This window comes from Streptomyces sp. NPDC037401 (assembly GCF_055602345.1).
Genome location: NZ_JBVJWO010000004.1, coordinates 180,563 through 192,904 on the forward strand (window position 1 = coordinate 180,563; position 12,342 = coordinate 192,904).

The 12,342-nt window shown below is 74.1% G+C and carries 9 protein-coding genes; 6 read left to right on the forward strand and 3 right to left on the reverse strand.

Features of this window, described 5'->3' with window-relative positions:
- Window positions 1–123: 123 nt before the first annotated feature.
- Window positions 124–1,560: a glycoside hydrolase family 16 protein gene (locus ACZ7H1_RS05100; RefSeq protein ID WP_470783837.1), complete on the reverse strand. Its 1,437-nt coding sequence runs from the start codon at window positions 1,558–1,560 to the stop codon at window positions 124–126.
- A gap of 223 nt (window positions 1,561–1,783) precedes the next feature.
- Between ACZ7H1_RS05100 and ACZ7H1_RS05105 the strand changes: the two genes are divergently transcribed.
- Window positions 1,784–2,332, forward strand: coding sequence for a GNAT family N-acetyltransferase (locus ACZ7H1_RS05105; protein WP_470783839.1), 549 nt, complete (start codon window positions 1,784–1,786; stop codon window positions 2,330–2,332).
- A 25-nt stretch (window positions 2,333–2,357) separates the two neighbouring features.
- On the opposite strand, the gene ACZ7H1_RS05110 is transcribed toward ACZ7H1_RS05105, so the two are convergent.
- Window positions 2,358–3,269, reverse strand: coding sequence for a (2Fe-2S)-binding protein (locus ACZ7H1_RS05110; protein WP_470783840.1), 912 nt, complete (start codon window positions 3,267–3,269; stop codon window positions 2,358–2,360).
- Window positions 3,270–3,514: 245 nt separating this feature from the next.
- On the opposite strand from ACZ7H1_RS05110, the gene ACZ7H1_RS05115 reads away from it, so the two are divergent.
- From ACZ7H1_RS05115 to ACZ7H1_RS05135, 5 genes are all read left to right on the forward strand, one after another.
- Window positions 3,515–4,714, forward strand: coding sequence for an ATP-grasp domain-containing protein (locus ACZ7H1_RS05115; RefSeq protein ID WP_470783842.1), 1,200 nt, complete (start codon window positions 3,515–3,517; stop codon window positions 4,712–4,714).
- A gap of 110 nt (window positions 4,715–4,824) precedes the next feature.
- Window positions 4,825–6,585 (forward strand): IucA/IucC family protein, encoded by a 1,761-nt coding sequence (locus ACZ7H1_RS05120; protein ID WP_470784016.1) that lies wholly within the window; start codon window positions 4,825–4,827, stop codon window positions 6,583–6,585.
- Between the two features lie 126 nt (window positions 6,586–6,711).
- On the forward strand, window positions 6,712–8,583 hold the full coding sequence (locus ACZ7H1_RS05125) for an IucA/IucC family protein (protein WP_470784018.1): 1,872 nt from the start codon (window positions 6,712–6,714) through the stop codon (window positions 8,581–8,583).
- Complete coding sequence (locus ACZ7H1_RS05130; RefSeq protein WP_470783844.1) at window positions 8,580–9,842, forward strand: type III PLP-dependent enzyme; 1,263 nt, start codon at window positions 8,580–8,582, stop codon at window positions 9,840–9,842. The genes ACZ7H1_RS05125 and ACZ7H1_RS05130 overlap by 4 nt, the downstream gene beginning before the upstream one ends.
- A gap of 57 nt (window positions 9,843–9,899) precedes the next feature.
- On the forward strand, window positions 9,900–11,084 hold the full coding sequence (locus ACZ7H1_RS05135; RefSeq protein ID WP_470783846.1) for an alpha/beta hydrolase family protein: 1,185 nt from the start codon (window positions 9,900–9,902) through the stop codon (window positions 11,082–11,084).
- Window positions 11,085–11,146: 62 nt separating this feature from the next.
- Here the strand turns inward: ACZ7H1_RS05135 and ACZ7H1_RS05140 are convergent, their stop codons facing one another.
- Window positions 11,147–11,920 carry an endonuclease I family protein gene (locus ACZ7H1_RS05140; RefSeq protein ID WP_470783848.1) on the reverse strand — a complete coding sequence of 258 codons (774 nt, stop codon included), beginning with the start codon at window positions 11,918–11,920 and terminating at the stop codon, window positions 11,147–11,149.
- Window positions 11,921–12,342 lie beyond the last annotated feature (422 nt).

Below are 12,342 nucleotides of genomic sequence, written 5' to 3' on the forward strand. Positions count from 1 at the left end.
TGTCCCCCCCTCGGGGGGGGGGGGGGGGGGGGGGGGGGGGGGGGGGGGGGGGGGGGGGGGGGGGGGGGCGTGGGGGGCGTCCCCCCCCCCCCCCGCCGGGGAGAACCGGTTCCGCTGCGGCCGTCAGTGGCCGAAGGAGAACCAGTTGAGGTTGACGAAGTCGGCCGGCTGACCGCTGGTGAAGGTCAGGTACACGTCGTGCACCCCGGTCACGGCCGAGATGTTGGCCGGGACCGTCCGCCAGCTCTGCCACCCGCCGGTGCCGCCGACGGCAAAGCTGCCGACGGGGGCGCTGGTACGGGAGTCGAGCCGGACCTCGACCAGGCCGCTCACCCCGCCGGCGGCGCCGCTCGCCACCCGGCCGTAGAACTGCCGGGCCGCCGACGACCCGAAGTCGACCTTCTGGAACAGCGCCCAGTCGCCGTTGGCGACGGAGGTGACGTTCCGGCCGCCGCCGCTGTCGGAGGTCGTCTCCGTCGCCAGCCCCGACTGGCCGTCGGAGGACTCCGCCTGGATCGCGGCGTACGCGTCCTTGGTGCCGCCGGGCGGCGGGGTCGTCGGCGGCGTGGTGGGCGGGGTCGTGGGGGGTGTGGTGGGCGGTGTGCTGCCGCCGGGCCCGCGCTGCAGGACGGTGACGTAGTCCACGACCATGGGGTGGCCGGGCACGGTGCCGGCGTCCGGGCCGCCGCCGAAGGCCGCGGGGAACTCCCCGCCCATGGCGACGTTGAGGATGAGGAAGTACCCGTGGTTCGTGGCGTTGGCCCAGGTCGCGGCGTCCACCTGGTTCTCCCGTACGGTGTGGAACAGGCCGCCGTCCAGGAAGAAGCGCATCTCCTGCGGGCTCGCGCCGCGGTCCCACTCGACGGCGTAGGTGTGGAAACCGGCCTGGCAGCTCACCGGGGCGCAGACGCGCTGGCCCCCGATGCCGGACTTCTCGTTGCACGGGCCGCCGGGGCTGGTGCCGCAGTGCATCGTGGCCCAGACCTGGTTGATGCCCTGGACGTTCTCCAGGATGTCCAGCTCGCCGACGCCCGGCCAGTTCCACCAGTTGCCGCGGTAGGGCCCGCCCAGCATCCAGAACGCCGGCCAGTAGCCCTTGGCGGCGGGGCCGGTGACGTTCGGCATCTGTATGCGGGCCTCGACGCGCATCGTGCCGCCCGCGGTCGGCTGGAAGTCCGCGCGCCGGGTCTCGATGCGGCCCGACGTCCAGTTCCCGGCGGCGTCGCGCCGCGGGGTGATCCGCAGGTTCCCGGCGCCGTCGAGCGCGACGTTGGAGGTGCTGGAGGTCATCGTCTCGATCTCGCCCGTACCGAAGTTGGCGGGGCCGCCCGGATAGCTCGTGCCGGTCGTGTACTGCCACTTGGCCGTGTCGACTCCGCTGCCGGCAGGCCCGTCGAAGTCGTCCACGAACACCGTGCTCCAGCCGGGACCCGGAGCGGGGGCGGAGGCCTCGGCCGGCAGGGACACCGCCGCGACGGCAGCGGCGGCGGCCGTCACCAGCGCTCCGGCGGCGACGGCCAGGCGCCGCAACGGCCCGTTTCTCACAAGGATTTCACGCATGGGCACCTCTCGGTGGGGAGGGAAGTGCACGGAAATGAGAGCGCTCTCAGAAGCAGCTGCGGGACCACTGTGCTCGCCCGACTCCCGTACGGCAAGAGGTGAACACGAGGAATCCGGAACAGCCCCTCCGCCTTCACGAAGTGAACGCCGACCGCGAGACCGCCGCTGCACCGCCGCCGGAAACCGGTTGTGCGGGGACGCCGCGCGGTACTACAACCCCGGTGTGATCCTCGGAACCAGAGCCGGGCTGCGCGCCCGCCACGCCGACGACGTCCCCGTACTCCACCGTGAGCTCTACGACGACTGGGAGACCCGCTCCCGTGCCGACTCGCGCCCCTGGCGGCCCGTCGAGGCCGACGGAGGGCACTCCCCGTACGCCGTGGGCGAGCCCTCCGACGAGGTGGCCTTCTTCTCGGTCGTCGACCTCGGCTCGGGCGACCTGGCCGGCGAGGCCCTCCTCTGGGGCATCGACACCCACAGCCGCACCGCCCACCTGGGCATGTCCCTGCGCCCGTCGTTCCGCGGCCGCGGACTGGGCGGTGAGGTCGTGGACCTGCTGTGCCGCTACGGATTCGCCGTCCGCGGCCTGCACCGCCTCCAGTTGGAGACCCTGGCCGACAACCAGCCCATGATCGCGGCGGCGGAGAAGGCGGGCTTCATCCACGAGGGGACGCTGCGCGCGGCCGCCTGGGTGACCGGCGCCTTCCTCGACGAGGTGATCTACGGCCTCCTCGCAGAGGACTGGTCCGGTTCCGCGACGGCCCGCGCCTGAACCCGGCGCTCAGGCGCCCGGGTCGTCACGCATCCTGCTCCAGCCTCTGCAGCCGCTCCGCGTCACCCGTCCGGGGGCAGGTCACGCAGGCCTCGGCCGAGGCGAGGGTGTAGTAGAGGCAGCAGCCGAGGCGGGTCCGGGTCGGGTACTCCTGCCCGCCGGAGCCCGTCAGCCGCCGGAAGGCGGCGCCGCCGGGGAAAGGCGCGATGCCGGTCGGGAGCAGTGCGGTCGCCGCCTCCACGGCGTGGTCCTCCCGGCCCAGGACGCGGCCGAGGTGCCAGATGCCGGAGACCAGGTCGTCGGTCACCATGCCCCACAGGGCCCGGGACCCGCGCCGCAGCCGGGGGCCCATCGCGGTGAGCAGCGGGCGTACGTGATCGGCGACGGCGGCCCGCAGTTCGGCCCGCAGGGCCTCCTCGTGACCGGCCACCCGGACTCCGGGCAGCCCGGCCGCCGGATCGTGCGGCAGGCAGGCGAAGCCGCCGCCCGGGACCAGCTCGAACCCGCCCCGGACGAGGTCGGCCCGGAACTGCCGGGGGTGGATCCGCGGCACCCGGCGTTCCAGGTACCAGGCGCCGCTCATCAGCAGGCTGACGGACCACAGGTAGTCGTGCAGCGCCCGGGACGCGGCGACGTCCCCGCGGGGCGCGTGGCCGTGGCGCGCCTCGATCCGGGCGGCCTCGGCGCCGACGAAGGCGTCGAGCAGCTCCGGGTCCCGTGCGAGGTCGGCGCCGGTGGGGCGGGCACCTGTCGCGCCCGTACCGCCTGCCGCGCCCGTACCGCTTCCCGTGCCCGGGAGCGGGAGCCGGGCCGCACCCGGGGGAGCGGTCCGTACGTCCAGGGCGTCGCACAGGGCGATGAGGCGGTCGTACGTACCGGTGAGAGCGGCGGCCGCGGTCATGGCGGGGGCCGCCGCAGTTACCGGTACCAGGGTCATCGGAGCTCCTTCGCAGGGGTCGGCGGGGACCGTCGACCCGCCGATTCTAAGGTAAGCCTCACCTTACCCAGACCGCCTTGAGCGACGCTCGAGTCCCAGAGCGCCACGCCAGGGCGGAAGTTGAGGGCTTAGGTTTACCTAACTTAAGCTGCAGGTTGGTGGCGACCCAGGAGCCACGCCGAGCTGCTCGTGCCGCGCCCCGCGTCGCCCGCCGGCACCACCCGTCCGACCCGAAGGGGCCGCCCGTGCGCCTGTACCTCCTCGCCCTCAACCCGACCGACTCGGTCACGGAGGGCTTCCTCCCCGCGGCGGTCCGGCTCGGCCTCGACGTCACCGTGCTCACGGACCAGCCCGCCGCCCACCGGGGGATCCGGCCGGACACCGAGGTCCTGGAGTGTGACGTGCGCGACTTCCGCGCCGTCGTCAGCCGGATCTCGGTCCACCACGCGCCCGCGGCGGTCTTCACCAACAGCGACCACCTCCAGACCCAGGCGGCCCTGGCCGCCGAGTACTTCGGTCTGCCGGGCAAGAGCTGGCAGGCCGCGCTGCGCACCAAGGACAAGGCGCAGATGCGCCGTCACCTGGCCGCCGCCGGGGCCGACACGGTGTGGTCGCGCGAACTGGCGCCCGGCCAGGACCCGGCCGGCTTCGCCGACCCCGCGGGGTCCGGCGTCCCGTACCCCTGCGTGGTGAAGCCGCGCGAGGGCGTGGCCAGCGAGGACGTGGTGCTGGTGGAAGGTCCCGCGGAACTCGTGCGGCGGTGCACGGAGATACAGGCGCGGCGGCCCGACGCGGCACTGCTCGTGGAGGAGTACCTCGCGGGCGAGCTGTACACGCTGGAGACCCTCGGCGACGGCCGCACCCGGCACGTCCTGGGAGGCTTCCACACCGAACTGTCACCGCCCCCGCACTTCATCGAGGAGCGGATGACGTTCGTGGCCGCGCACCCCGAGCCGGTGCTCGGGCAGGTGCTGGCCCAGCTGGACGCGCTCGGCGTCGGATTCGGCGCCTGCCACACGGAGTTCGTCGTGCACGAGGGGCGCGCCCGCATCATCGAGGTCAACTACCGTGCCATCGGCGACCAGTGCGACCTGCTGCTCGCCCAGCTCCTCGGCATCCCGTACTTCGAACACGTCCTGCGCACCCACCTGGGGGAGCCGCTCCCCGCCGACCTCGGTGCCCGCACCGACGGCGCCGCACTGATCGTCTACCCGTGCGCCGACCGCGCCGGAGTGCTCGTCTCGGCCCCCGCCGCGTGCGACCTGCACGTGGACGGGGTGACCCTCGCCTACCGGCCCTGGCGCCGGGCGGGCGAACGGCACGCGCTCCACCACACCAACCGCGACTACCTCGGCGTCCTGCGGGCCACCGGAACCAGCCGGGACGCGGTCGGCCGCGCGGCCGCCGGCTTCCTGGACGCGCAGCGCTGGGAGATCGCCCCGTGACGGCGACGGCCGCACCCGACGGCACGGCTCCCGGCGCTCCCGGTGCCGCTGACACCCCCGACGATCCGCCCCGCGCCGCCACGCCCCCCGACGCCGCCGAACGGGACCTGGTGCTGCGGGTGCTCGGGGCACTCCTGCGGGAAGACGTCGTCGGCCTGCGCACCCGCGCCACGACCGTCGTGCGCCAGGGCGGCCCGTGGCTGCGCCTGCCCGCTCCCGAAGCCGGCGGAGCCCTCCTGCTGCCCGTCACCGACGACGGGTTCCAGAGCGCCCTGACGGCCCGGCTGCCGCTGCTCGTACGGGAGTCGGACGGCCGCCGGCTCTCCACGCCCGACGAGATGCTCACCGCCCTCGGCACGCTCGCCGATCCGGCCGACCGGAGCGGCTTCGACGCCTTTGCCGAAGAGTGCCGCCAGACCCTTGCGGCCGTACGGCTGCACGCCCGGACCCGCCACGAGGTGGCCGCCCGCCTCACCGCCCGCCACGGCAGCGACCCCGCCTACTGGACCGGCCCCGCAGCGGGCCTGGCCCACGACACCCTCGCCGCCCGGCTGGACCACCCCGTCTACCCGACCGCGCGCGGCCGCTCCGGCCTCGACGACGCACAGCTGCGCGCCCATGCGCCGGAGTTCCACCCGCAGTTCGCCTTGCGCTGGCTCGCGGTGCCGAAGCAGGCGCTCACCGTGTCCGCGGGCGCAGGAGGGCTCTCCGCGGCGGCCGGCGGGGACCTCTGGCCCACCCCCGAAGCCCTCGGCCTGCCCGAGCTGCGCCACACCCACACCGCGCTGCCCGTGCACCCGCTCACCGCCGGGGCCCCCTTGCGCGAGGCCCTGCGCGCCACCAGCCTGGAGGGCCGGGCCGTCCTCGCCGAACACCCCCGGCTCGACGTCGTACCGACCCTCTCGATGCGGACGGTGGCTCTGATGGACGATCCCGCGCTCCACCTCAAACTGCCGCTGGCGACCTCCACCCTCGGCATGCGCAACCGGCGGACCATCAAACCCGGCACGCTCGTCGACGGCGCCGCCGGACAGCGGCTGCTGGAGACCGTGATCGCCCGCGAGCCGCGCTTCCGGGCCACCGTCCTCCTCGCCGACGAGACCGTGCACGCCCACGCCGGGCACGAACTGCTCGCCGTCCTGTGCCGCCGGCTGCCGCCCGGCCTCGACGACTGCGCCGTCGTGCCCATGGCCGCCCTGCTGAGCGAAGCCCCCGGCGGCCGTCTGCTGATCGACCGGCTCGCCGACCGCTTCCACGGCGGGGACCCGGTCGCACTCCTCGACGCCGTCCTGACCCTGCTGTTCGACTGGCAGACCACCCTCTTCGCGTACGGCATCGCACTCGAATCCCACCAGCAGAACATCTCGCTCGTCCTGGACCGCCGCCCCGGCGGCAGCACCCGCCTGAGACTGCTCCTCAAGGACAACGACGGCCCCCGCATCCACACCAGCCGCATGCGGGAGGCCCTGGGGGCCGACGCGCCCGACCCCGCGGCGTTCGACGACGCACGGATATTCGGCGACGAGGACGGCCCGGTCGCCGACCTGTTCACCACCATCACCGTCCACCTGTGCGCCGGCGCCTACGCCTTCGGGCTGGCCCGGCACGGCAGGGCGCCGCTCCGCACGCTCCTGGGACTCGTGCGCGACCGGCTCGCCGAGGCCGTCGACCGGCTCGGCACCGGCCCGGGGGAGCCGGGGGCCGTCCTGCGCGCCCGCGTCCTGGACGCCCCGGAGCTGCCGGTCAAGGCCATGGTCACCGCGGGCACCCTCTTCTCCAAGGAACGCACGGGCGCGGCCGACATCAACAAGCACTACACCACCGGCCCCAACTACCTGCGGAACCACCTGCGGACGGCGATACCGACCTGAGCCCGGACCCTTCCCCTGCGCCCGCGTCCCCGCCCTCGGACCGCTCCTCTCCCCGCCTTCCCGGTTCCGCCTCCGCGGTCCCGGCCTTCCGTGTTCTCGGCTTTCCCGTACGTGCTGGAGTCCTCGATGCCGCTGACCGACTCGCTCGGTACCACCCCCCTCGCCGTGCCCGCCGCCCCGGCCGCACTGCCCACCGCCGACACGGCGGTCGCCCACACCCTGCTCAACTGCCTGCTGCGCGAGGTGTCCGGTCCCGAGCGGCAGGCCGCCGCCGACGGCAGCCACCTGGTGCTGGCCCTGCCCCGGCGCGGCGTCCGCCTGCGGGTCGCCCTGCGGAGGCGGTCCGTACTGGGCGCCCACCGCTTCGCCGGACCCGTGGCCGAGCAGCGCGGCGGGAGATGGGCCGAGATCGGGTGGCGGCGCCTGGCCGCGCACATCCACGACGAGCTGTCCCTGCGCACGGGGCTGCACAACGCCGAGTTCCTGGACCAGGTCGCCTCCAGCCACCAGGCCGTCTCCCTGATGCTCGCGGCCCGCGGCGGCAGGCGAACCCACCGCCCTGCGGGCGGCCCGGGCGCAGGGCGTGCCGGCGGCCAGGGAAGCGGGCTCGCGACCTATCTGGCCTCCGAACAGTCCCTCCTCTTCGGCCACCGGTTCCACCCCACCCCCAAGGCACGGACGGGCGACACCGCCTCCTGGACCTCGTACGCCCCCGAGGCCGGCAGCTCCTTCCCGCTGCGGCACCTGGCCGTACGCGAACACCTGGTCGCCGAGGACGGCGCCACCGGGCCGCTCGACCGGCTCCGCGCCGACGTCCCGGACGGCTACCGGCTGCTGCCCGCCCACCCGTGGCAGTACGCGATGCTCCGCGAACTCCCCGCGCTTCAGGATGCCTTCGCACGCGGCGACGTCATCGACCTCGGCCCCGGCGGCGAGCCGTTCGCGGCCACCGCCTCCGTGCGCACGCTGTACGACGGCGAGTCCTTCCTCAAGTTCAGCCTGAACATCCGGCTCACCAACTGCCTCCGGAAGAACGCTCGGTACGAGCTCACCGGAGCCGTCGCCCTGACCCGCATCCTGGAACCCGTTCTGGCGGAGCTGTCCGACCGCTTCCCCGCCACCGGCATGCTCCGCGAGCCCGCCTACCGCAGCCTGGCCATCCCCGGACCGGACGGCACCCCGGACCGCGACCTGCTCGAGGGCTTCGGCGTGATCGTCCGCGAAGGCCTGTCCCGGCGCCTCGTGCCGGGCACGACCGCCCTCCTCGCGGCAGCCGTCGCGGACGAGTACCCGACCGGCCCCGGCCACATCTCGCGGCTGCTGCGCGGCGGCGGCCCGCAGGCCGCCCTGGAGTGGTGGTCGGCCTACCTCGGCCTGCTCGTACCGCCGGTGCTCGCCGCTTACTTCGACCACGGCGTCGTCATGGAACCCCACCTGCAGAACGTCCTCGTGTGCGTCGACGCGGACGGCACGCCGGCGCAGGTCCTCTTCCGCGACCTCGAGGGCACCAAGCTCCTGCCCGAGCACCACGCCGACAGCCTCGGCGCCCTGCCCGCCGACGTCGCCGGACCCATGACGTACGACGCCCGGCGCGGCTGGGACCGCGTCGTGTACTGCCTGCTCGTCAACCACGTCGCGGAGCTGCTCGCCGCCATCGCCGACCTGCACCCGGGGACCGAACGCGCACTGTGGGGGCGGGTCCGTGCCGTCCTGCGCTCCCACGGGGCCCGCTACGGCTGCCCGCCCCGGCTGGCGGCGCTGCTCGCCGGCGCGCCCCTGCCCGCCAAGGCCAACCTGCTCACGCGCTGGGAGCGCAAGGCCGACCGCGACGCCGGATACGTCCGCCTCCCCTCGCCGATCGGCGAGGACGCACCGCAGTCCGATCCCGCCCCCGCTCCGGTCCCGGTTCCCGTACCCGTCCCCGAGCTCGAGCCCGTTTCCGTACCCGCGCCCGTTCCCTCGCCCGTACGCGTCCACGACTGCCGGAGTGCCCGATGACCGAACCCACCCCCGCCGTGCGCGCGCACGTCCTGGCCCTGCCCGCGGCCGGACTGCCCTCCTACGTCTACGACCTGGCGGCGCTCCGCGCGCACGCCGCAGCCGTGCGCGCGGCACTGCCCCGGCAGGTCGAGCTGTACTACGCCGCCAAGGCCAACCCGGAGCCGGAGATCCTGGCCGCCCTCGCCCCGTACGTCGACGGCTACGAGGTCTCCTCGGGCGGCGAGCTCGCGCACGTCGGCAAGGCGGTGCCGGGACGGCCGCTCGCTTTCGGCGGGCCGGGCAAGACGCCGGACGAGATCGCAGCAGCGCTGGAGCAGGGCGTGGCCCGCTTCCACGTCGAGAGCGTCCACGAGCTGAGGGTGCTCGCGGAGCTGACCGCCCGGCGGGTCCCCGCCGCACCGGTGGGCGTCCTGCTGCGCTTCAACCTCCCCGTCGCCGACGGCTCGCTGGCGGGCAGCTCCCTGGCGATGGGCGGCCGCCCCGCCCCCTTCGGCCTCGACGCGTCCGCGGCGGACACCGCCCTGGACCTGCTGGCGTCCGGCGCCTGCCCGCACCTGGAACTGCGCGGCGTCCACGCGCACCTGGCCAGCGGGCTCGAGGCAGCGGGCCAGCTGGCGGTCGCCGAATCGGTGGTCGCCTGGGCGGCGGACCTGGCGGCGCGGCGCCGCATCCGCCTCGCCGAGGTCAACGTCGGCGGCGGCATGAACGTCGACTACGGCGCCCCCGGGAGCAGGTTCGACTGGGCCGCGTACGGCGCGGGCCTCGCCCGGCTGGCCGCGGCCCACCCGGAGCTGACCCTGCGGATCGAGCCCGGCCGGGCCCTCACCGCGTACTGCGGCTGGTACGCCACCGAGGTGCTCGACGTGAAGGACAGCCACGGCGAGGAGTTCGCCGTCGTCCGAGGCGGCACGCATCACCTGCGCACCCCGGCGACGAAGGGGCACGACCAGCCGTGCACCGTGCTGCCCGTGGACGACTGGCCGCACCCCTGGCCGCGCCCGGCCGCCGGGCCGGGGCCGGTGACCCTGACCGGCCAGCTGTGCACCCCCAAGGACCTCCTCGCCCGGAAGGTGCCGGCGCCGGGGCTGCGGGCGGGCGACCGGGTGGCGTTCGGCCTTGCCGGGGCGTACGCGTGGAACATCTCGCACCACGACTTCCTGATGCACCCGAGGCCGGGCTTCCACTTCCTGGACCTCGACGGGCCCGGCGGTCTCGTACGACCTCGAGCCGACCCCGTACCCCTCCGGGAGGGGTAGGCGGCCGCGACCTGAGGGTGACGCGGGCTACGGGCGGTGCGGACTAGCTTCGGATGCATGGTCACTCACAGCAGGGCGGCCGCGGCCGCCGCACTCGCACTTGCCCTCTCCCTGCCGCTCGTTGCCGCCGGAACCGCTTCCGCGGCGCCCGCGGCGAAGAGCCCGGCAGCCACGGACCTGAAGCGGTCCGGCGCGGAACTGCCCCGCCCCACGGGACTGTTACCGGTGGGCAGTTCCGTGCTCCACCTCGTCGACCGCTCCCGGCAGGACCCGTGGGTGCCGGGGGCGGACGGTCGGGAGCTGATGGTCACGATGCACTATCCGGCCGCCCGCTCAGGGACCGGCAGCCCCGCGCCGTACGCGACGACGGCGGAGACCGCCGCGCTCGTCGAGGGCACCGGGCTGGCGGACGCCGTGCCGCCGGCGGAGCTGAGCGCGATGCGCACGTACAGCCGGGTGGACGCCAGGCCCGCGCGCGGACGCCATCCCCTGGTGGTGCTCTCACCCGGATTCACGGTCTCCCGCTACACCCTGACGGCCATGGCGGAGGACCTGGCCAGCCGGGGGTACGTCGTCGCGTCCGTGGACCACGCCTACGAGTCCTTCGGCATCGCGGTGCCGGGCGGCCGACTGCTGAGCTGTGTGGCCTGCGAGGCGGTGAGCGAGGGCAGAGAGCCGGAGAGCAAGGTCACCGAGGGCCGGGCGAAGGACGTCTCCTTCGTCCTGGACCGCCTGACGGGCCGGCAGCCGGTGTGGAAGTACGCCTCGGTGATCGACCCGCGACGGGTGGGCATGGCCGGCCACTCCATAGGCGGGGCGAGCGCCGCCACGGCGATGGCGGGCGACCGTCGGATCCGGGCGGGCGTGAACATGGACGGGGCGTTCCACGAAACCCTTCCCGCCGGGGGGCTCGGCGGCAGGCCGTTCATGATGCTCGGCACGGACGACGCCGTACACCGGCCGGGCGGCGAGGACCGCACGTGGGACGAGACGTGGACCGCGCTCGACGGGTGGAAGCGGTGGGTCACCTTCTCGGGGACTGACCACTTCTCGTTCACGGACGCACCGGTCATCCTGGACCACTTCGGACTCCCGGGAACGCCGCTCCCCCCGGACCGTGCACTGAACCTCACCCGTGCGTACGTCGGTGGCTTCTTCGACCGGCACCTGCGCGGCGTCCCGCAGCCGCTGCTGGCGGGGCCGACGGCCGCGAACCCGGAGGTGAAGTTCCACAACCCGTGACGCGGGCGGCCCCGCGGACGGGATGCCCGTCCGCGGGGCCCGGTGTGGCCCGGGGGTCCGGACTACCAGATGGCCTCGACCCACTCGGGGTGGTCGATGAACGGGTTCCGGTTGTGCTGGTAGCTGTCGAAGATGATCTGGTTGCGGCGCTGCTCGAACGCGTCCGGCGGGTCCAGCTCGTTCCACTGCTTCAGCACGCTGATGCGTCCGTGCTGGGGGACGGAGCCGTTGATGGAGTCGTTGACCTCCAGGTCCGCGAAGCCGTCGCCGCCCTCGTAGCGCACGGCCATGTAGAGGATCATCCGGGCCACGTCGCCCTTGACGGCGTTGCGCGGCTCGAAGGAGTTGGAGTCGGTGAAGCTGCCCGAGGCCTCGCTGACCGGGCTGCCGCCCAGGTCGAAGTCCTTGTTGCCGCGGGTGCTGTTGACCGTGACGTCCTCGGGACGGATGTGGTGCAGGTCGGTGCCCGGGCCGATGCCGGTGCCGAAGCTGCCGTGGCTCTGCGCCCACACGTGCTCGCGGTTCCAGTCGTTGACCTCGCCGCCGTTCGTCGACTTCGACTGCGAGCGGCCGGAGTACAGCAGGATCACGTTCGACGTGTTGGCGGGGTCCTGGTCGGTGGCCTTCAGGGCGTCCCAGACGGCACTGTAGGAGATCTTGGACTGGCTCTTGATGATGGAGTGCAGCGCGGCCTTCAGCTGCGTGCCCGTCTTGCCTTCGGCGGCGGCGTAGTAGTCCGCAGCGGCAGCGGGGGTCGCGGGTATCTGCACCAGCGCGAGGGCCGCCACGGCGGCGCCTACGGCAGCCCAGCGGAAACGGCGGGGAGGAATCTTCACGTGGGGGAAACCTTTCGGCACGCACAGCTCCCGCCGGATGAGGTGGCGGGCGTCAGTCATTGGGGGGAGATTCACACCCCGTCATGCCATCCACGTGAAGAGCAGGCGGCATGCACATGACGAAGTGCATGGCGAAAATACACGTGGAGCGGATGGCGCGGAATGGCCGCAGCGTGCGGAAACGCCCGCCCGCCTGCGGCCGGTGAGCATCCCTGTGCCGTGCGTGAAAGTACGGGTGAAATGGGCCGGTTCGCCGGGGCGGTGGCCTCCGTCACAGGCGTCCCGGCATGCAGAAGAGCCTGTCGGCCGCGATGGTCATCGCGGCCGACAGGCTGTTTCCCCGAAGGGGGGTCGTGCTGGTTGTTCCCACTGTTCGGGGTCGGCCTGAGTTTCGGTCGCGGGCCGGGGGGGGACCGAGCGGG